Here is a 21,024-nt window from a genome sequence, read left to right as displayed (position 1 = left end):
CCATCAGACCAATGAATTTATATCATAAATTATTTACACTGACAGCCTTAATGGCTGCCAGTGTATCCATAAAAGCGCAATTAAATCCATTATCAGCGCAATATTATACCAACCAGTACCTCATCAATCCTGCATTTGCAGGAGCAGGAGAGGGCTTGAAACTGAACGGTGCCTACCGTAAGCTCTGGAGCAATGTACCTGGCTCACCTCTAACCCAGAACCTGACAGCAGATTATGGGTTCAGCAAAGTGGGGATAGGACTTTCTGTAAATAACGAAAGTGCAGGCTTGCAGCGGCAAACCCGGGTAGTGGGCAGTTATGCCTATCACCTGATGTTAAGCGAAAGCAACCATAGACTGCACTTTGGTGTTTCCCTGGGTTTCATGAGCCAAAGGCTGGAAAATGCCGACATCTATGGAAATCCGAACGACCCCATGGTAGGGCAGTACAACGACCGCAAAACTTACCTGGATGGTGATTTCGGGATAGCCTATACTTCAGATAAGCTGAACATTCAGGCTTCAGTGCCCAATCTAAAAAGCGTGCTGAAAAAGGACGTGATCAAACTGGCCGATGTGGCTACCTTTTATACAGCGGTAAGTTATAAGATCCAGCTCAGCGAAGGGCCGGAAGGCATAGACATGGAGCCTAAGGTTGCCTACAGGGGAGTAAAGGGCTTTGACAACATCTGGGATGCCGGCTCGCAGTTCAGTATTGCGGGTAAACAGGTGTTTTTGATGGCCATGTACCACAGTACAGAGAATGCAACCTTTGGTTTGGGGATGGATTTCAGAAAAAAATACCTGATCAGTGGCACTTATACCACCCAAACATCGGCTTTGAGTGGTTATACCAATGGTAGTTTTGAACTGAATTTGAGGCTAAACCTGAGTAAGTAAAATCCATTAAACCAGGCAGGATTCTGCTTTCATTCATTGTGGTAGTTGTGTTGGTGGCTTACAATAAATAAGGTAGGGGCACGCTTTCTTTTCAGTTCTCTTAGATGCAAGTTGGAGAGTTATGGCTGAGTATATTTTTTTATATCCAGCCATAAGTATGTATATTTGTATAGTTATGGCTGAGTATATTTTTTTATATCCAGCCATAAGTTGGTGAATGGGAGTGATTATGAAATAGAAGCGTATATGAAAACAATCATTGGTAGACTGGAAGAACAAAAAATACTCGGACAAGCATTGCTGTCGCGCGAAGCAGAACTGATCGCAATTTATGGAAGGCGTAGAGTAGGGAAAACCTTCCTGATCAGAGAGGCATTTAAAAGCAACATCATATTAGAGTTCTCAGGTGTGCATAATGCTACGCTAAAAGAGCAACTGATCAATTTCAGGAACAAATTAGCGGAAGAAATGGAACTTCGCATTTTACAGGAAACCCCAAAAAATTGGGTTGAGGCCTTTGAACAGCTTAAAAAATATAGCGAGCCCCTATTGAAGAAGCGCAAGTGCGTAATCTTTCTTGATGAATTTCCCTGGCTAAATACCGTTAAGTCAGGCTTCCTATCGGCCTTCGAATATTTTTGGAATTCCTGGGGTACAAAGCAGGACAATTTAATACTTGCGATATGCGGTTCCGCAGCGTCGTGGATGATTCAAAAAGTAGTTAATAATAAAGGCGGCTTACACAACAGAATAACAAAAAAAATCCGCCTCTTGCCATTTTCACTTGTTGAAACTAAACACTACCTGGAAAGCAGGAATGTTAAGTTAGATCTATATCAGATCACTCAGTTGTATATGGCTATGGGCGGAATCCCTCATTATTTAAAGGAAGTGACACCAGGGCAAAGCGCAGCGCAAAATATTGACAGAATGTGTTTCACCAAGGACGGAACATTGCAGTCTGAATTTAAAAACCTGTACCAATCCCTATTTGCTGAGGCAGACAAACACATTTCAGTAGTAAAAGCCTTAGCTGCAAAGCCTGCTGGTTTAACACGGAAAGAGATCATCAATGCCTGTGGCCTCTCAAGTGGCGGCACTGCGACCTTGCTGCTCGAAGAACTTTTAGAATCAGGCTTTATTTCGGCCTACATTCCTTTTGAGAAAAACCTTAGAGATAGCGTCTATAAATTATCTGATGAATACTCGAGATTCTATCTAAAGTTTATAGAAAGCGGAAGGGCTAGTGGATCAGGAACCTGGATTAAACTTTCAACAGCGCCAACCTGGCGCAGTTGGAGTGGAACCGCATTTGAAAGTATTTGTCTGAAACATACTTCCGAAATAAAGAAGGCTCTAGGGATTTCGGGGATTTATACAGAAGAATCTGTATGGAGATTCGTTGGTCGAAAGAACCAAACCGGAGCACAGATTGACCTGTTACTGGACAGAAATGACTTTTGCATAAGCATCTGCGAAATGAAGTTCTCCACAGGCCAGTTTTCGATTGACAAGGGGTATGCGGAAGATCTACAAAATAAAGTAGATGTTTTCAGGCAGGAGACAAAAACTAAGAAATCGATATTTATTGTATTGGTGACCTCATTCGGCACAATGCAAAATCCCTACAAATTATCTATGGTACAAAACGAGGTAACACTCAAAGACCTCTTTGAATAACCTACCTGCTGCCTTGCCGGCTTTAGTTATTTTTACTTTGCACAGCCACGTATATATCCTAAATTATTTTTGTGTTAATCATATTGGTTTTTAAGTATTTAAACATCGTTTTTGTGCCAAACCGATTGATTGTCAATTGTTAGTATGTGGTTATTTGTTTGAAACTATATAAGTTTACATAAATACTTTTTGTAAATTTATATAGAGGGAAAGTAAAATCATCATGGCTGATTACACTGTATATACAGACCAGGAACTCGCTGCTTTGCTAAAGCGGGGAGATGCGTATGCCTACACCGAAATTTGTAACCATTATGAGGCTTTGGTTTACATCTTTACCTATAACAGGCATACCATTTATCGCTATGCAAACTGGCTTAAATAAAAACCACAATTTGAAAGATGTCTGTCAACATGGCGGTCGCCTTTACCAGTAAAATTGCCTGCTCAGAGGAGTCCTTAGCGTCTTTCAGTTTTTTTCTATCAAGAAAACAACTGAATTATGCAGACTCCGAGGAGTACGGCTATTTTGCCTATTATGCCCCCCCCCTGAAGAGAATGGTAATTTTTTACTTTACTTTTAATGCTATTTTTGATTGAGTTGCACAAACAAGAAAAAGCTGGATCCCTGGTTTAAAGTGCTTTCAAAAGTTATTCTTCCGCCCTGGCGTTCTATAAACTCTTTGCATAGGGCAAGCCCCAGGCCTACGCCCTTTTCGTTATCAGTTCCATAAGTAGATTCTGTATGAGCAGAGAAGAGTTTTTGTTGTTTTTCTGCGGATATACCACAGCCATTGTCGGCAACAGTAATTCTGCACTCAGTGCTCAATTGTTCGGCACTGATTTCGATTTTTCCGCCTGCAGGTGTAAACTTAATGGCATTGCTAATTAAATTGCGGACAACCAGCTGCAGCATGTCCACATCCGCGTAAATCATTAGCTGGTCGGGGATATTGACGTTTAGTATAATATTTTTTTTAGCAGCGGTCACATTTTCCATTTCGAGGGTACTATGCAGCGCAGCGCTTAAATTTATCAATACCATATTGGTACCAGCACCCTCCATTTGAGATTTTGACCAGTGCAGGAAGTTGGATAACATTTGTACCGCCCCATTTGTAGATTGCATTAATGATTTTTCCAGCATTGGGCGCTCGGTGTCATCAACCTGGTTTTCGTTGAGCAGTTGTAAATAATTTTGAATATTGATTAGCGGAGAACGCAGGTCGTGAGAGATGATGGACATCAGTTTGGTCTTTTCGCTGTTGCTCCATTCCAATGCCTGTGTTTTTTCTATTGTTGCTTGTCGTTCGGCGTCGTAGCTCTTTCTGATAAACCTGATGATGATGTAAACGACGAAGACCGGAATTGGAAATGCAGTGATCCGGTCAATAAACTGTCCCTGGCCCGCCTTGAAAGGATATTGCACCAAAGCCGGGTATTTATACGCTATAAAATGGAGGATCAGGAAACTGACCAGGTAAATAATCAGCCATTTCAGGTGATGTTGATACGGAGAAATTGCCAGTACCAGCAGTAAATACGCAGGCCATATCAAATCTGTGGAGCCATGGATGCCCGAGTTGGTAAAATAATTTATGCCAAAAATGAAGAGGCCGGTTAAGGCAAATATGGTGGTGCTATGTGGTTTGCCTTTAAACCTGGACAGGTAATACTGATAAAAGAAAAACAAACCGACTATCAAGGCAGAAAGAGAGCCTACGTACAGCCCTGCATACAAATTGTAGGGAATGTACAGGCTAACAAGTAGCATTAATGCAATGCAAATAGAATGAAAAACCCTGCTTTCCAACGACAACTGTTGAGGACTGCCTATCAGATCTGCCCAAAGCGTTTTGCTTTTAATTTTAACAGACGCTAGTCTGGATGAAATGTGAGTTGGTTTAGGCATATCCGTTGAGAATAAAACATTTTCAATATACTGCCTAAATTTAACTTTCTGTACGAATTTTTACTCACTTTTTAGCCAAGTTTCATTGCCATCTTATCTGTTGCTATAGCCTTGCTGCTTATGTTTTTCGAGTAAAGCCTTTAATTCTTTTACTACTTCCGGATATTTCGTGTACAGGTTGGTGGTTTCTTTTTCGTCGATGTCCATTTGGTAAAGCTGACCTTCGGGATCTTCTGGTTTTCCGGTTTTCATTGACCAGCCACCGCTACCTTTTCCGTCAATGAACTTCCATTTTCCTTTGCGGATTGCAAACATCCCGTCTATAGAATGATGAATAATATCAGGTCTGTTCTGATTGTTTTTACCGGAAATCATTGGATACAGACTATAACTATCAGGGCCAGCACCTTCAGGTAAGTTCTGCTTTGTAAAATCTGCAATTGTTGCCATCAGATCTGTGAGGCACGTAAGCTGAGCAATTTTCTGATTGGGTTTCACTACCGCCGGCCATCTCAGCAAAAATGGAACATGATGTCCGCCCTCCCAAATGTCAGATTTTTCGCCTCTGAATATATAATTGGCCTGATGCAAGGGAAAAGCCGTGGCATCTCCGGGTTTCCAATCGGCACCGTTATCGGATGTGAAAATAACTAGTGTATTTTTTGCAATTCCCAAACTGTCTAGTGTTTTCATGATCTTGCCAACTGCATCATCGGTATGCATTACAAAATCCCCATAAGTACCGGCACCGGATTTATTTTTAAATTTATTGGAAGGTAACCATGGCGTGTGTGGGCTTGTGAGTGGCAAATACAAGAAAAACGGTTGGTCTCCGGTACTTGCTTTAGCCAGGTAGTCCTTTGCCCTTCCGATAAAGACATCCAGCGTTTCTTCTATTACAAAGTCCTTGGAGGCAGGCCCGGATCTCCAAAAAACACCTCTTGGATTGTTCTTCCCTTGAAATGGAACAAGGGGAAGGCTGGTGGGCTTCCCGTTTTCGAGATAAGTATAAGGTGGCATATCCAAAGATGCCGGAATAATGTAGCTATAATCGAACCCAACCTGATTTGGGCCAACAGTTAGTGGTACTTCGAAATTCACATTGGATATGTCTGGAGTTTCTTTGGAGGGTGCTATTGCGCGCTTTGATGGATCGAGTGGTGTCCAATCGAGCCCCAGGTGCCACTTACCTATAATCGCTGTTTGGTAACCGGCTTGTTTTGCAAGATCGGCTACAGTAAATCTTGAAGGCTCAATGAGCGCAGGAGAGAAGCCATTTAATACCCCTTTTTTTAATGATGTACGGAATGCGTACCGACCTGTCAATACCCCGTAACGGGTTGGTGTGCAGACTGCAGAGCCCGAATGGGCGTTGGTAAAGATAGCTCCTTTGGCTGCCAGCTTATCCAGATTGGGAGTTTTGACCTGGGAATTTTTGTTCAGCTTTTTTATGTCGCCATAACCCATGTCATCAGCTAAAATATAAATGATATTGGGTTTTTCTGGTGTTGATTGAGCCATGCCCTTTTTAATTGTTAAAACGAACAATAAAAGCAGTGCGATTAACTTAAGCTGTTTTTGATAACGGAATATTGATAGCTTTAACATACAGGAGGGGATAGGTTTGGAAACAAGATACCAAATACAAAATCAAATAAATTCGGCTATATCAGCAAAATAGTGTCTGATTTTGGTATGTTGTGGAATGTTTGCGAATAATTGAGATAGAGACGAAAAATAAAAAGCCTTAGATTTCTCTAAGGCTTTTTTCGTACCCAGCGCCGGAGTCGAACCGGCACGGTTTCCCACAGGTGTTTGAGACCAGCGCGTCTACCAATTCCGCCAGCTGGGCATTGCTTTGTTAGCGGGTTGCAAATGTATAAATTGAATAACTAATTACCAAGATTTATTTGAATTATCTTCTTTTAACTTTTTATCTACCCAGAAAGGGGCAAAAGGAAGGAGCGAAGCAACACCAATTAATGCTGATTTTTTAAAACTCCATTTGTATTCTACCCAAGCCATAATTAACAGCACTACATATAGCATAAACAGGAGGCCGTGTGCCCATCCGGTATATTTAACTGCCAGGGGCATTTCGGCCCAGTATTTTAAAGGCATAGCAATAAATACCAGCAATACATAAGAAATACCTTCGGCAACTGCCACTTTTCTGAAAATAGATAATGTATCCATACAATTGATTTTGGCCCGAAAATACCTTAAACCAACCTTATAAAAAAGAAGAGAAGGGCTTTTTTACAAAGCTTTAACTAAAAAAACGACGAGCAATTCATATAATCGCCCGTCGTTTTTGTTTTAATTGGTTGGATTTTGTGTTAATTTTCCCGGATAGGAATTAATGGCACTTTGAGGGATGTAATAAACAACCCTGAAATCGGTGGCAGCTATATCAGTGGTTTGATTTTGAGGCCCCGGATATTGACGGGAAAGTGGTTTCCCGTTACGGAATACATCAAAACTGCGCTCTGCCTGATAAGCCAGTTCTAATTGCCTTTCTTTGTCAATTAGCTGGCCCGCATTTGCGGCGGTTAAAGCAGTATATCCACCATTAACAATAGAACGGGTCCTGATTTTATTTAAATCTTGAAGTGCTAAGGCATAGTTTTGCAATTTAGCATAGGCTTCGGCCCTGTTCAGGTATACCTCGCCCAACCTGCTGATTACCGGAGAATGCAATTGGGAATCTTCTCCTTCACGTGAACATTTAACAATGTAAAACTGTGGATAAACACGATTTAAAGTAATGAAATAGTCTATTACCCCGGTGTAAGTTTTGCCATCCTTGTAATTGATGGAATAGATATCCTGTGCAGCATCAACGGGCGTAAGGGTATAAGATACCTGATTTGGAGCAGTACCCTCTACACAGGTAATTACACCGCCGTTACGGCTGATGGTTAATTGTGCATAGTTTAATAGGGGGCCTGCATCTTGTTTAATGAACCTGAAAACTTCAGTGTAGGCTCCTGCAGGAGTTTTTGAATAGGTAGGCTCAATAAAAGCAGCCCGTGCGTCCACTATTTTGTACTTATCCGGTCTCCAGTCATTTCTGCCGGTTTCGTTTAGAAGGCTGATGTATTTTGCGCTGGCATACATCTCTCCCCAACCCATGCCGCCAATATTGGAGTACATACCACCAATACCATAATAATGTTCATCACCAGAAAACTCAGATGCTACACGCTTAATGGCAAAAATGGTTTCTTTATTGTCTTCAGGTTTAAATGTATTGTACTTCATGAAATCAGCTCTCGGCAGTAAGTTATAGGTTCCAGATTGATCGATCACTTTTGTTGCATAATCTACAGCCAGCTGGGCATAAGTAGGGTTAGGGTTTTCATAAGTTCCGCTCATGTACAAATAAACCCTCGAAAGGATGGCCTGGGCAGCTGCTTTGGAGGCAAAAATAGGCCCTTTATTTACTGTTATTAACTCTTCGGCCTTTTTAAGGTCTGCAATTGCCTGTTCATAGGTTGCTTTAACCGTTGCCCTGTCAGGAAAGGTTGCATTAACAACGTCTTCCGGAGTTCCGTTAACAATCGGTACCCCTAAATTAGTTTCCGGGTTTTGATAGTACGGACGTCCGTAGGCACGTACCAGGTAGAAATACATCAGCCCACGAATGAAATAGCATTCGCCTAACTTGGTATCAAGGGCTGCACTTTTGCCTTGCGGAATTAAGTTGATGATATTCGATGATTGTGCAATTGCTTTATAGCTACTGTTCCAAAAAGTGGTTAACCTGCCATTATTAGGTGTTCTGGCAAAGGAAATAAATTCATAGAATGAATCGGTAGAAGATCCTCTGATCATGATGTTGTCACCAGCATATTCTCCTAAACGGTGCATAGGATCTGACCAGGCTTTGAGCTGGCCATAAGTCCCATTTAACAATGCGTCTATAGATTCTTCAGGACTATTGTTAATGTTTTCTGATTTCATCAATCCGAAAGGTTCCCTGTCAAGCTCACAGGACGAAAGGGTTATTGTAGCAAAAATTATAACTAATATTTTTTTCATGTTATTATCTTTTAGAATGAAACATTAAGTCCAAGCATGAATTTTCTGGCCATAGGGTAAACGGATGGCCCTGCAGAAAACAGGATTGCACCATTATCTTCTTTAACAGGTATTTCCGGATCTACTCCCGAGTATTTTGTAATCACAAATAAATTCTCGCCGGATAGGTAAACCCTTAAATTCCTGACTTTATACTTCTTCAGATCGAAATTGTATCCCAGGGCCAACGAACGCATTCTGAAAAAATCATTGCTTTCTAAATAGCGTGAAGACATAGAATTTCCCTTATCCTGGTTATTGTACCGGGCTACAGGATGGGTGGCAATGTCGCCGGGTTTTTCCCACCTCTTCCAGCCGTCCATTAATTTCATCTGGTTTCTATCTGTATAAGTTCCATCAGCATCGTACTCCTGGCGCGAATAATTATATAGCTTGCCACCTATTGAAAAGCCAAATACCCCATTCAAATCAAAATTCTTATATTTCAGATAAGTAGTAATTCCGCCAAATACATCCGGGGAAGCTTTATCCAGCTTTTCCTGAGTAGCTTGTGCATAACTGGAAGTTTTTATCCTGTCTGTTTCGTTACCATTGGCATCCCTGGTTACCTTATACCACTGCGGTTTTCCATCATCGGGATTAACACCTGCCCATTCTGGCATATAATAGGTGTCAACAGGCCGCCCAATCTCTAAAATCCTGCTTGCAGATCCGGCTATACCCAGATCATCACCTCTTATTATTGGTTTAGCTGAGTAAGTGCCGTCCGGATTTCTGGTTTTGAATATATCTGTAAGTTTATTTTTGTTGTGGCCAATATTTGCATCCAGACTCCACAATAGATCCTCGGTTCGGATAACATCTCCACCAATTGCTATTTCTATACCCTGGTTTTTCATTTTGCCTATATTTAGCGATGTGCTGGTTACACCTGTTAAACCTGATATTGGTACAGAAAATAAAATGTTATCTGTGTTTTTAATGTAATAGTCTAAACTTAGCCTCGCCCTATTATCAAAGGCGCTAACATCCAACCCTAGTCCGCTGGTATATGTTTGTTCCCAGGTAAGGTTTTGGTTACCAACTTTGTCAATTAAAAGGCCCGGAATACCATCGTAACTTGCTGTTGGGTCTACCTTATATAAATTGTATTGAGGGTATAAGTCGGCAGGGCGGTTACCAACGGTGCCATAGGCTGCCCGAAGTTTAAGTGTATTAATGTAACTTGCTTTAAACCAGGTCTCGTTATGGATATTCCATCCGGCGCTCACAGAAAAGAAGTTACCGTATTTTTTTCCGAAATTTGAGGCACCGTCTCTACGAAGCGATACCTGCGCCAGGTATTTGCTATCATATGAGTAATTCGAGTTAAAGAGTAGGGATTGTACTGCCCATTCATTTATGCCCCCCCGGGTCCTTTCAGGTTTTGATACTACATCAAGAACCTCAAAGCCCGGTACTATACCAGTACCATATGCATCTAATGTTTTACCCCAGTAGTCATTGAACTCGTAACCACCCAAGGCATTCAGACTGTGTTTTCCCCAGGTATTGTTGTAGCGCAGGAGCTGATTGGTATAACGCCGGGTATATTCTGATCTGTAATCGGTAACCCGTCCATTTACACTCTCTCCACCATTTGAGCGGGGATCAGCATAACCAGCAGCAGCGTAGCTATTGTACCGGTAATTGTTAACAGAAGAGAAGGTAAGGGTTTTGGTTAATTTAATATCAAAGTCTAAATTACCCATGAACTCATAATTGGTGTTTGCAGATTTATCCCACTGGAGGTCATAAAGATAGTTGGTACTTGCGCTATTTACCCATAAGCTGGAACGGTGGCCCACTAAATTGCCATCAGCATCGTAAGGGCTGTCCCAGGGAAGATTGGAATACATTGATGTTACAGAATATTGTCTATCAGCAACTGCACGGCGTGAACCAACCAATGATGGTTTAACAGTTAGCCAGCTGAAAGGCTTGTAAACTGTGTTTAACCTGAAGTTATAGCGTTCGTAATCGTATCCTTTGACGGCCCCCGATTCATCGTAATAGCCTACCGAAAGGTACGACTGAAGTGTTTCAGTTCCACCCTGCAAAGAGATGTTGTGGTTTTGGTTAAAACCATTTTTAGTAGCCAGTTTCCACCAATCGAAGTTGCTGTTACGTAATTCCGGATTCCAGCGCGGAAAGTTAATGGCATTTGCATTGGCAAAAGAAGCGTAGTAGTCATACAGTTCAGCCCCGTTCATCACTTGCAGGTTACCGTTGGTAAGCTGGGTAAAACCTGTTCTTGATGAGATATCAACTGTCATATCTGCGGATTTGGCTCTTTTTGTAGTGACAACAATGACGCCGTTGGCACCTTGAGAGCCATAAATTGCAGTTGATGCAGCATCTTTTAACACCGTTAATGATTCAATGTCTTCCGGATTTACTTCTCCCGGACTTGAGCCTACAATTACCCCATCTATAACCCAAAGCGGACTGGTTGTACCGCTTAGGGTAGCCTGCCCGCGGATGACCACGGCCCCCACAGTTCCCGGCTTTCCGGAACCAGGTGCAACAAACAGCCCTGGCGCTTTACCGGCAAGCAGGTTCTGTACGTTTGGTGAGGTCACGTTTTTAAGCTTATCGCCGTTGATGGTACTTAAGGCACCGGTAAGGCTTTCTTTTTTCTGAACGCTATAACCCACAACTACCAGTTCGCCCAGTACTTCAGGTGCTTCACTTAATGAGATGTCTCCTAATGATGGGCCTGTAACTGTAATTTCCCGGCTTGTAAAGCCAATGGAACTGATAACCAGGACTTCACCGGTATTTGCTTCTATGCTGAACTGCCCCGAAGCATTGGTGGACGTAACGCGATTGGTGCCCTTTAGTTTTACTGTTGCTCCCGGAATAGGGATGCCGGCTGCATCTTTAACGGTACCGGAAACAGATTGCCTGATGATGCTTTCTATTGTAGTCCAAAGGGTTACTTTATCTGGCTTGTTCAGGATCTTATTTACAGCAATGGTTTTGCCTTGGATGCTATACGTTAGCGAAAGGCCCTCTAATAGCCGTTCGAGTACAGTATTGATTGAGCTTTCGTTAATATTAACATCAATTTTTTTTAGCCCTTTGAGGTCTTCTGTTTTATAGAAAAACGTATAGTCGGATTGTTTCTCAATTGCTTTTAAAGCGTCAGAAATTTGTACAGATTTTAGATTTAACCTGATGGTTTGAGAAAAAGTGTTGGCATTTGCAAGCGTTGAGATACAAATGGTTAATAAGGTAACAACTGTCATCATCGCAAAAAAATGGCGATAGGTAGTTTGCCTTTCTATGCGCTGCGGTTGTTCGTTTCTTTGGTTAGTTTTTTGTTTCATTTGAAATAGAAATTTCAGGTTTAAACATTTTGTTGGTTGTTGGTTTTGCTGGTGCAGCTTGCTGCATGGGTTAGAGGGTTAGTTGTTTCTCATAGTGTTTGGTTTAGGTTTATAATTATTGAATTAGTAGTTTGTTATCTGTTGTTAACTCATATTGAACACGTGTGGCGCCCAGTATTTTTAAAGCTTGCCGCAGTGTCAGACCTTTTTGTATTTTTCCGGTAAAAGTGCCGGTAGGTCTGGACCCTTCGTATACAACTTCAATGTTGTACCATCTGGCCAGCTCTCGCATTACATCCTCTATGCTGGCCTGGTTGAAATGAAATAAGTCGTTCTTCCAGGCTAAAATATCTTCGGCGTTTACATTACTAATGAGTTCTATCTGCTCTGAATCTGGCTGGCTGACAGCTTGCTGGTTAGGCTTTAAAAGCAGCTGCCGTTTTCCGGTACTTAATTTTATACTTCCCTCCAGCAGGGTAGTTTTGTAACTGCCATGATCGGCATAGGAGTTTATGTTAAAATGTGTTCCTAAAACTTCGATATTGGTTTTTGAATTTTTGATGCTTACAATGAATGGTTGCTTTGCATTTTTTGCTACTTCGAAATAAGCTTCTCCTGATATAGAGACTTTTCTTGTTTTTTCACTAAAAGCTACAGGGTACTCCATACTACTGGCAGCATTTAGCCAAACTTCAGTTCCGTCTGACAGGGTGAGGTGGTATTGTCTCCCGGCAGGGGTACGGATGCTGTTGAGGTTGTGTTCAGGATCAGTAGTTTTTTTACCGTCCAGATAAACAACGCGCCCGTTACTGACTTTTATTTTTGAACCATTGTGGTCAATGATAACCTGACTGCTGCCCGCGCTGTCCAGCAAAACTTCCCTTCCATCCGACAGCACCAGTATTGCTCCAGCCTGCCCGGGCTGAACATCTTTCTGATTTGCTTCGGCTATAGGATTGTCACGGATGAGATTGCTAAAATTTTGAAAAACCAGGTATGATCCCACCAGTGCAATAATGGCTGCCGCAGCTGCTATGCTATACTTCAATAACCTCGTTTTTGGATGTTTAATTGTTTTGACCGGATAACGCCTGTCTACAGATAATATCTGGTTGACCTTGGCTTTGATTTCAGTTTCATCAATATTTACCGCTCCATTTTCAGGTTCTGAAAAAGTATTTATGGTTTCGGTCAGTACAGCTATTGCGTCTTCATGCCCGATTTGGTCAATAAGCTGAGACAACTCGGTAGTCTCGGCAACAGATAAGGTATTGTTATAATACTGCTGCAGTAAATAGAGGATTCTTTTTTTGTCCACGTGGTTGTAATTTGGTTACTCAGGATTTTCATCCCGATTATAGGTGTGAATACACTTTTTGAAACCACTACTATTGTGCGGAGATTTTTTTTTAAAGAATTTGTAATATTAAGAGTATGCCCAGGTGAATTCCATATCCGGATTTAGAAAGGTCCTCGCGTATGGACTTCAAGGCTACCGTAAGGGTGTTGTAAACGGTGTTGATGGAGATGTTCAATCTAACTGCAATTTCATGCGGGCTAAGGCCTTCCTCTCTGCTCAAAATATATATAGTCCGGCGTTGATGGGGCAGCCGCTCTACAGCCTGGTTAACTATTGTTTTTATTTCGGCAATTTCCAGGTGTCTTGGTGCAAATATTTGTTCATCATTTTCTAACGATGATTTTAACCTGTCGGCCTTTGTTTTGATATGAAGTTCTTTTTTGATCTGGGTTAAAGCCTCTGTGCTAACTACTTTATAAATCCAGGCCTGGAAATTTTCTATTTCCATTAACCTGTCCCTGTTGAGCCATACCCTTAAGAATGCTTCCTGTAAGATATCTAAAGTAGACTCTTCCTGACCACGAACGGTTTTTAGCAGAAATTTGTGTAATTTTTGGTAATAAAGTGAATATAAAGTTTCAAATGCTTTTTCATCTCCATCTGCAACTGCACGAATAAGATCTGATTCAATGATTTTCACTTTGGTCACTAAAATATTACAATTTTAATATTGTGCTAATGTAATTAAATTTCGTCTCTATGCACTAATAGCATGAAAATAATGTTCTATGAGAAAAGTATGCTGCTTTATAAGCTTTTGTTTGTTGTTAGCGATTGGGGTAAATGCCCAGGAACCGGTATTGTACAGGTTATCTGCTCTCGAAAAAAGTAATATAGGCTTTGTTTCCCTATCAGACAACTATCCTTTAAGCAGTCATCCCGACTCTTTGGCGATTCCCGATATAAAGGCTAAAGGGCCAAAATCTGCGAAGTATTTTAAGCTTGACCAGACTTACCGGAAAAGGTTTCTTTCCGGAACAAAGACTGCCGAAACAGACCAGGTGTTTATATATGATTATGCTACCAATGCACTGGCTGCTTTTGCAGTAAAAGACCTGAATGTGGTTGCTGTGCTTAATCTTTATTCTGATGAAAGCGACTGGCCCTATGCTCAGGAAGACTATATGATTGGTTTTGAAATACAGACAGACAGGCTAAAAGGGTTCGGGGATGATTTTAATACTGTTCTGGTGGCTCCGGGCAAAAAGAACCCCTTTGGAGGGCAGGCGCTAAAACCTGTTGTATGGAAGAAAATTAAAGCAAGCGAGTACCCGAAAAAAGCGATAAAAAAGGATGTTGCTTTACAGCCTGGGAAATACATAGCAGGTTCCTCTTATAGGTTTGAAAGGGATGGACTTCAGTATTTTATACGCGATTATTTACAGAATGATCATGTGTTTGCAAGACGTTTAGTTGTACTTCAATCAAAAACAGAAAAGATAATTTTCGAAAAGGTTTACAGTGAAAGTGAAGGCGTCTCACTGGCTCCCCTTAATTATGTAGACAACGATAAGGATACTTCAATAAACCAATGGACAGGTAAGCTTTTTAAGAATGGGGCAACAGTTATTTTTGGTTTTGAATACCAGTCGTTCGGTTGCCCCGGCATTACAATTTTAGGCAAGCCTGTTAAAGAGATTTACATCAATTGCGATAACAGGCATTGAAAATTTGCCTAATCTTCCAGCACCCCAAATTTTCCCATGTTGAAATCAAGGATAGCTTGTTTGATTTCAGCTTCTGTATTCATTACGAAAGGTCCGTAGCTTGCTATCGGTTCATTTAATGGTTCGCCACTTAACAAAAGCACCACACTTTGCTGGTTGGCTTTAATGGATACTTCTTCGCCCTGGTTTTCGAACAATACGAAACTGTGTTCTGTAGCAATTTCACCATTTACTGCAATGCTGCCGTTAACCACCAGTAAGGCTGTGTTATGACCAGATGGAATGTTGGTGCTTAGGCTTGCTCCGGCATTCAGTTTAATGTCGAACAGGTTTACTACGCTATAGGTTTCTGCGGGGCCGGCAACGCCATTAAAATTTCCTGCAATTACATTGACCACACCTCCATTGTCGGGCAATTCTACTTTACCCATTCCGGCTGCTGCCAGTTCCTGGTAATGTGGTGTGGTAGATTTGTCTTTTTTAGGGAGGTTTACCCAAAGCTGTACCATTTCGAAAGGGCCTCCCTTTTTAGAAAAGGCTTCTTCATGGTATTCTTTATGCAAAATTCCATTCCCGGCAGTCATCCATTGAACGTCACCAGCGTTAATGATTCCGCTGCTTCCGGTGCTGTCGTGATGCGCCACACTTCCTTTGTAGGCAATGGTTACAGTTTCAAACCCTTTATGAGGGTGGACACCAACACCCCTTAGGTGGGCTGAAGGACCAAAGTCATATTCAGGATTAAAGTCTAACATTAAAAACGGACTGATTCTTTCCTGAGGAATACCAGCTCCGGGGATATAATTAAATACCCTGAAGCCATCGCCAACCATATGCGGACGGCCAGGATTTGCCACAATTTTTTCAATTAACTTTTTCATCTTATTTTCTCCTTTTTAAGTACATCAAAGATACTCCGCAGTTTTGCACTGTTCATTGATGTAGGATAAGAAGTATTTTAACAAACACTTGCGCAATTAAATGATTGCGCTTATATTTGCAATCATATAGTTGCATAATGAAGATAAGAAGAGATGTATTTCAGGCAATTGCCGATCCTGTGCGTAGGGAGATTATACAAAGAGTGGCCCCTGAGCCGCTGAACCTGAATGCCGTGGCCGAGTCTTTCGAGATTAGCCGCCAGGCCATTTCAAAACATATCCAGATTTTAACGGAGTGTGGCCTGGTGGTGATTACCCAGAAGGGTAGGGAGCGGTTTTGCGAGGTACAGCTGGAAAAGCTGGTTGAAGTAACCGATTGGGTTGAGCAATCGAGAAAACAGTGGGTGAGCAAATTTGACAAACTGGATAATTATTTAAAGAAAATACAAACTAAAAGCAAAGACGATGGAACAAGCTAAAAAGGAACTTAAAATCAGCCATCTTTTTGATGCCCCAATGGAACTGGTATTTCGGGCATGGACTGATCCTGAGCAATTGGTTCAATGGTATGCCCCTGATGGCTGTACCATTGAGTTTAAAGCTATAAATGTAAAGGAAGGTGGTACTTTTCATTCCTGCATCCATGATCCTGTTCATGGCGATTGCTGGGTAATGGGCACCTATAAAACGGTAAGCCCCTCTGAAGAGCTGGTGTTTTCTATGGTCCTGACCAATGAGGCAGGGGATGATGTTACAGCAGCGCAGACTGGTAAACCCGAAGAATGGCCAAAAGAAATCATTACCACGGTTACGTTAAGCCCGGTTGGAGGGCAAACCAAGCTGGTATTGCATCAGACGGTATCTGAGGAGAGTGCAAAACAAAGCGGTGCATACCAAAGCTGGATCAAGATGTTTAACCGCCTGGAGACCTTAGTGAAAGCTTAGGCTCTATTTATTCTTCTTCTTCGAGATAAATCTCGTGAACAAGGAATTTTATGCCCTTTATCGGCTCCAGGAGTTCAGCAATGTCTTCGGAGCCGATAGGATAAATGGTTTCTCCGCTATCCGGAATTTCTGAATCGGGAACCAGTTCAAAGAACTTTACTGGCAGGTCTGTATCCAGCTCAACCAGCTTTATGTATTTCACCCCGTTGTCTATCCAATCTTTTAGTATCTGAGCATTAAACTGAACGTAGGGGTTCTTATTTTCATTTTCCATATGTTATTTAAATAAATGGCTGATGTTGTCGTAAGAAAGCTCAGTATAATCGTTAATGTATAAATGGCATGGTGGAAGTTCATCCCTGGTGTGTGAACTCAATACGCCTACTACCTGCATCCCGGCATTTAATGCAGCTGAAATACCGGAAAAGGAATCTTCAAAAACCAGGCATTGCTGCGCCTGCACGTTTAGATTAGCTGCGGAGCTGATATACACTTCCGGATCGGGTTTATGTTTTTTGACATCTTCGCTGGCCATTATAGAACCCAGCATTTCACGGATATTGATTTTACCCAGGATAAGGTCGAGATTTGCATAGGGTGCAGAAGTGGCAACGCCCAACTTTACACCATTGTTTTTTAGATCGTTTGCAAATGCTACAAAGCCTGCAATAGGCTCAATATGGGGCTCATAGATTTTTCTGAACAGACTTTCCTTTTCCTCTTCCATCTTCAGTAATTCATTGCCGGTAATAGGCCTTTTTAAGAAATGTGATAGAATATAGCTGTTGCTTTTTCCAAACATATGCTGGGCAAACTCTTCATCAGTTGGATTAAGGTTGCGGGTTGAAAAAAAATCTCTGAAGGCAAGGGAGTGATAGGGATTTGTATGGCAAATGACACCATCCATGTCAAAAATGACGGCTACTTGTTTATTCATGCTGCAAAGTTAGCAGGTTTTTTGGACAGAATAGATTACTGCACTATTCTGTATATATTTTTTCGTACCTCAGCACATAATTCCGGTAATGCAGGCTTAACCTGAAAACACTCTCCAGCACTATCAATGCTACAGCTGGCAAAATAAGTAGTTCAAGAATATCCAGTTTCCAGAAAGCAAAGGCCAGAACCACGATCAGTCTCATGCATTCCAGGTAATAGATCCATTTTCTTTGCTCCATGAGGGCCCCGCAATTGATCAGCGTAAGCAATATAAAAGCTACGATAAAAAGCTTATCGTACAGGGCCAGGCCAGTGTAAGCTGCAGTAATAAAGGTTAAAAGGGCAATACAAAGGGTAAGCTGCAGGTCCAGATAGGTCCGGAATTTAAATCGGTAGGTTACAACCGGTTTATGCTGCAGGTACCGTTTTTCGAGCAATGGCCTAATCTCCTGGTCCAATTGTGCCGGACTGCCAAAAATGATCCTGATTTTAGCCCGGAAACCTTTGGCCTGTTTGCAGGCTTCTGCTATTTCAAGATAATAGTGAAAATGCTGCCAGAGGAAACTATAGCTTTTAATGGGATGGGTTAAACCGTACTTCGGTTTTTCTTCTTCTTTTTGAAAAGTTCCGAAAAGTTTATCCCATAACACAAAAACGTCACCGTAATTTTTATCGAGGTATTTTTCATTGCTGGCATGGTGTACACCATGCAGGGAGGGAGTGATAAAGATATGCTCCAGCCAGCCAAGTTTTCCGATCAGTTGGGTATGGGTGAAGAAAGAATAGGCACCATGTACCAGGAGGATGGTAATAACCATTGCGGGATGAAAACCCATAAAAGGGATGGTACACCAGAAAATGTTCCGTATCAATGCCTGGAACACCGTAATTCTTGCAGAGACAGTAAGGTTGAATTCTTCACTTTGATGATGTACAATATGGGCAGCCCATAAAAAATTAATAGTATGCCCCAGCCGGTGGTACCAATACCATACCAGGTCTGTAGTGAGGAGGAGCAATATCCATACCCACCATTTGTTAGGGATTTGGAATAGCGCATAGTTCTCATATACCCAATAAAACAAACTGTAAAAACTTGCCGAAATAAAAAGGTTCAGCAATCGCTCGGCAATTCCTATACTGAGATTGGCTACAGAACCTTCGTATTTAAATATGCCGATCCTGTTCATCCTGATAGCCAGCTGATACTCCAGGAAAAGAAAGATAAAGAATGCAGGTATGGCAAAAGCCAAATAATTGAGCTGGATCATCGTCATTTATTATTTAAGGAAATTGCATTTTTTAAGGTTTAAACAAGCCAGACCATCCAGTCTGGCTTAAATGAACAAAACCAAGATGTACCAAATAATCTAAAGTTTTTGCTAAGATATAAATATAATCTACTAATTTAGTAGTATTTTAAAATAAAGTATACTATTTTTGTAGTCTATTGTTATATTTGCACTCAATAACAGTTCTTAAATTTATTTTACTTATCCAGAAAGACTGAGGGAAAGGCCCTGTGAAGTCTTGGCAACCTGTATTTTGCAAGGTGCTAATTCCTACCGTCAGGTTGACGGAAAGATAAGATCGTTTCAGCTCAGTGCTATCCGGATAAGTGTATTTGATCATTTTAAACTTTAACGGATATGAGAATTTATCTAGACAATGCAGCAACCACACCTTTAAGCAAAGCCGTATTCAGGGCTATGGAGCCTTATCTTTTCGAAAATTTTGGCAACCCGTCCTCAGCACACCACTTTGGCCGTGAGGCCCGGGCTGCAATCTGCCAGTCGCGGGGTATCGTTGCTGATGTGCTCAACACCAGTTCCGATCATATTATATTTACTTCTGGGGGAACAGAGGCTGACAATACAGCGATTGTTTCTGCAATTTGCGGCAACAATATAAAGCTTGCTATCACTACGGCATTGGAACATCATGCGGTATTGAATACTTTAAAAGCACTGGAGCAGCGAGGGGAGATCAGGCTGGTTTACCTAAACCATGATGCAAAGGGAGTACCCTCCCTTAGTCATCTGGATCAGCTGCTGGCGGCAAACGAAAGCGCTTTTGTATCGGTAATGCATGGCAATAATGAAATCGGTAATTTAAACGACATCGATCAGATCGCTAAAATCTGCAGCCATTACGGTGCTATTTTTCATTCTGATACAGTTCAGACCATGGGGCAGTATAAATACGATACCCAAAAGTTAGGTATTGATTTTCTGGTTGGCTCAGCCCATAAATTTCATGGGCCTAAAGGCATTGGTTTTTTGTATAAGAAATCGACCGAACGTTTGAACCCTTTTATAAATGGTGGTGCGCAAGAGGGTGGACAGCGCAGCGGCACTGAAAATGTTGCGGGTATTGTTGGGTTGGCCAGGGCGCTAGAACTGGCCTACAGCAACAGGGAGTCTAACCATGCCCACATTTCAGGTTTAAAAGAAAGAATGATCTATAAGCTGACCAACAAAATCCCTGGTATAAGTTTTAATGGGAATTCATCATCGAAAGAACTAAGCCTTTCGACGGTGCTCAGTGTAGCGCTGCCAGATACATGGGGCTCGCCCTTAACCTATCTCGATCAACATCGTATCTGTGCTTCTGGTGGAAGCGCCTGTAACAGTAATTCTGGCAAAACCTCACATGTGTTGAATGCGCTGCACATCAATTCCGACAGCAATACCATCAGGTTTTCATTTAGCAGGTACAATACTGCCGAAGAGATCGACTATGCAGTTGAGCAACTTGCCTGTCTTTTTATAAAAGAAATTGTTCATGAAGTTGAAGTGGTAGATTGATGTAATTTTTTTTGTGCTGCAATCAAACAGCCAATTTGTCCGTAATGATAGTAATCGTGCTGAACAATCCCTTTAACGAGGTATATAAAATCATATGACCTGGTGGGAACTGTCTCTTTCCACTTATTGTCAGAGAAATTGTTTAATGATCGGATAAGATCAGCTTGGGATAGACGGAAATTGCTTAATGTTTCTTCCCATGAATTTGCGTCGGGCCAGTCGCCTTTGGTATTGTCTACGATGTTAAACGTAATATCTCCCTGAAGCTTTTTGATGACAAAGTTTCTCCAGGCGGTCATATGTGCCACAATTTCTGCAATGTTATGGTTAAAAGCGGAAATCCTTTGTAAGGCCGTTTCTGCATTCAGCGTAGCTACTTTATATTCAAAGTTTTCAGTTACCCAGGGGTCGCCGCTGTAAAACACTGTTAACTCCTGTATGATTTGTTTTTTTAATGTATCCATAAATGTTCATTTTGTTAATATTAAACAAATGCTGGGGTTAAAAGTTCTTTGTCGC

Annotated in this window: 19 protein-coding genes, 1 tRNA gene and 1 riboswitch; of the genes, 7 read left to right on the top strand and 13 right to left on the bottom strand. The window is 41.5% G+C overall.

Going from position 1 to position 21,024, the window contains the following annotated elements:
• The first annotated feature begins 11 nt into the window (after nucleotides 1–11).
• From B9A91_RS03825 to B9A91_RS24075, 3 genes are all read left to right on the top strand, one after another.
• Nucleotides 12–899 (top strand): PorP/SprF family type IX secretion system membrane protein, encoded by an 888-nt coding sequence (locus B9A91_RS03825; RefSeq protein WP_084237082.1) that lies wholly within the window; start codon nucleotides 12–14, stop codon nucleotides 897–899.
• Nucleotides 900–1,145: 246 nt separating this feature from the next.
• Nucleotides 1,146–2,579, top strand: a complete 1,434-nt coding sequence (locus B9A91_RS03820; protein WP_084239564.1) for an AAA family ATPase — start codon at nucleotides 1,146–1,148, stop codon at nucleotides 2,577–2,579.
• 223 nt (nucleotides 2,580–2,802) lie between these two features.
• Nucleotides 2,803–2,964, top strand: coding sequence for a hypothetical protein (locus B9A91_RS24075; RefSeq protein WP_159451636.1), 162 nt, complete (start codon nucleotides 2,803–2,805; stop codon nucleotides 2,962–2,964).
• Between the two features lie 201 nt (nucleotides 2,965–3,165).
• On the opposite strand, the gene B9A91_RS03810 is transcribed toward B9A91_RS24075, so the two are convergent.
• The 8 genes from B9A91_RS03810 to B9A91_RS03775 form a co-directional block, all read right to left on the bottom strand.
• On the bottom strand, nucleotides 3,166–4,491 hold the full coding sequence (locus B9A91_RS03810) for a sensor histidine kinase (RefSeq protein WP_084237080.1): 1,326 nt from the start codon (nucleotides 4,489–4,491) through the stop codon (nucleotides 3,166–3,168).
• Between the two features lie 93 nt (nucleotides 4,492–4,584).
• On the bottom strand, nucleotides 4,585–6,012 hold the full coding sequence (locus tag B9A91_RS03805) for a sulfatase family protein (RefSeq protein ID WP_144008849.1): 1,428 nt from the start codon (nucleotides 6,010–6,012) through the stop codon (nucleotides 4,585–4,587).
• Nucleotides 6,013–6,263: 251 nt separating this feature from the next.
• Nucleotides 6,264–6,343, bottom strand: a tRNA-Leu gene (locus B9A91_RS03800).
• A gap of 44 nt (nucleotides 6,344–6,387) precedes the next feature.
• Nucleotides 6,388–6,687, bottom strand: a complete 300-nt coding sequence (locus B9A91_RS03795) for a DUF3817 domain-containing protein (RefSeq protein WP_084237078.1) — start codon at nucleotides 6,685–6,687, stop codon at nucleotides 6,388–6,390.
• 123 nt (nucleotides 6,688–6,810) lie between these two features.
• On the bottom strand, nucleotides 6,811–8,535 hold the full coding sequence (locus B9A91_RS03790; protein WP_084237077.1) for a RagB/SusD family nutrient uptake outer membrane protein: 1,725 nt from the start codon (nucleotides 8,533–8,535) through the stop codon (nucleotides 6,811–6,813).
• Between the two features lie 11 nt (nucleotides 8,536–8,546).
• Nucleotides 8,547–11,906 carry a TonB-dependent receptor gene (locus B9A91_RS03785; RefSeq protein WP_084237076.1) on the bottom strand — a complete coding sequence of 1,120 codons (3,360 nt, stop codon included), beginning with the start codon at nucleotides 11,904–11,906 and terminating at the stop codon, nucleotides 8,547–8,549.
• A 115-nt stretch (nucleotides 11,907–12,021) separates the two neighbouring features.
• Nucleotides 12,022–13,224, bottom strand: coding sequence for a FecR family protein (locus B9A91_RS03780; protein ID WP_084237075.1), 1,203 nt, complete (start codon nucleotides 13,222–13,224; stop codon nucleotides 12,022–12,024).
• Between the two features lie 91 nt (nucleotides 13,225–13,315).
• Nucleotides 13,316–13,915, bottom strand: coding sequence for an RNA polymerase sigma factor (locus B9A91_RS03775; protein ID WP_159451635.1), 600 nt, complete (start codon nucleotides 13,913–13,915; stop codon nucleotides 13,316–13,318).
• A 79-nt stretch (nucleotides 13,916–13,994) separates the two neighbouring features.
• Here B9A91_RS03775 and B9A91_RS03770 point away from each other — a divergent pair, with 79 nt between their 5' ends.
• A complete protein-coding gene (locus B9A91_RS03770; RefSeq protein ID WP_144008848.1) occupies nucleotides 13,995–14,933 on the top strand; it encodes an oxidoreductase in 939 nt (312 codons plus the stop codon).
• Between the two features lie 8 nt (nucleotides 14,934–14,941).
• On the opposite strand, the gene B9A91_RS03765 is transcribed toward B9A91_RS03770, so the two are convergent.
• Entirely contained in the window at nucleotides 14,942–15,814 is an 873-nt protein-coding gene (locus tag B9A91_RS03765; RefSeq protein ID WP_084237072.1) for a pirin family protein, read from the bottom strand.
• A gap of 137 nt (nucleotides 15,815–15,951) precedes the next feature.
• Here B9A91_RS03765 and B9A91_RS03760 point away from each other — a divergent pair, with 137 nt between their 5' ends.
• Both B9A91_RS03760 and B9A91_RS03755 read left to right on the top strand, forming a co-directional pair.
• Nucleotides 15,952–16,293, top strand: a complete 342-nt coding sequence (locus tag B9A91_RS03760; protein WP_084237071.1) for an ArsR/SmtB family transcription factor — start codon at nucleotides 15,952–15,954, stop codon at nucleotides 16,291–16,293.
• The gene (locus tag B9A91_RS03755) at nucleotides 16,280–16,759 is read left to right on the top strand and encodes an SRPBCC family protein (protein ID WP_084237070.1); all 480 of its coding nucleotides are present in this window, start codon (nucleotides 16,280–16,282) and stop codon (nucleotides 16,757–16,759) included. Before B9A91_RS03760 ends, B9A91_RS03755 begins: the two co-directional genes overlap by 14 nt.
• Before the next feature lie 7 nt (nucleotides 16,760–16,766).
• On the opposite strand, the gene B9A91_RS03750 is transcribed toward B9A91_RS03755, so the two are convergent.
• The 3 genes from B9A91_RS03750 to B9A91_RS03740 are packed head-to-tail and all read right to left on the bottom strand — an operon-like array spanning nucleotide 16,767 to nucleotide 18,975.
• Nucleotides 16,767–17,033: a hypothetical protein gene (locus tag B9A91_RS03750; RefSeq protein WP_084237069.1), complete on the bottom strand. Its 267-nt coding sequence runs from the start codon at nucleotides 17,031–17,033 to the stop codon at nucleotides 16,767–16,769.
• Between the two features lie 3 nt (nucleotides 17,034–17,036).
• Nucleotides 17,037–17,696, bottom strand: a complete 660-nt coding sequence (locus B9A91_RS03745) for an HAD family hydrolase (protein ID WP_084237068.1) — start codon at nucleotides 17,694–17,696, stop codon at nucleotides 17,037–17,039.
• Nucleotides 17,697–17,739: 43 nt separating this feature from the next.
• Entirely contained in the window at nucleotides 17,740–18,975 is a 1,236-nt protein-coding gene (locus B9A91_RS03740; RefSeq protein WP_235012453.1) for a sterol desaturase family protein, read from the bottom strand.
• A 213-nt stretch (nucleotides 18,976–19,188) separates the two neighbouring features.
• Nucleotides 19,189–19,289, top strand: a riboswitch (SAM riboswitch).
• Between the two features lie 58 nt (nucleotides 19,290–19,347).
• Between B9A91_RS03740 and B9A91_RS03735 the strand changes: the two genes are divergently transcribed.
• Nucleotides 19,348–20,505, top strand: a complete 1,158-nt coding sequence (locus B9A91_RS03735) for a cysteine desulfurase family protein (protein WP_084237066.1) — start codon at nucleotides 19,348–19,350, stop codon at nucleotides 20,503–20,505.
• On the opposite strand, the gene B9A91_RS03730 is transcribed toward B9A91_RS03735, so the two are convergent.
• A complete protein-coding gene (locus B9A91_RS03730; protein ID WP_084237065.1) occupies nucleotides 20,481–20,969 on the bottom strand; it encodes a DinB family protein in 489 nt (162 codons plus the stop codon). The two genes, B9A91_RS03735 and B9A91_RS03730, sit on opposite strands and share 25 nt — an antisense overlap.
• Nucleotides 20,970–21,024: the final 55 nt, after the last annotated feature.

Source organism: Pedobacter africanus, from assembly GCF_900176535.1.
Taxonomy (GTDB): Bacteria; Bacteroidota; Bacteroidia; order Sphingobacteriales; family Sphingobacteriaceae; genus Pedobacter; species Pedobacter africanus.
The sequence above is the reverse complement of the archived record's forward strand: the minus strand, read 5'-3'. Positions and strand labels throughout refer to the sequence as shown.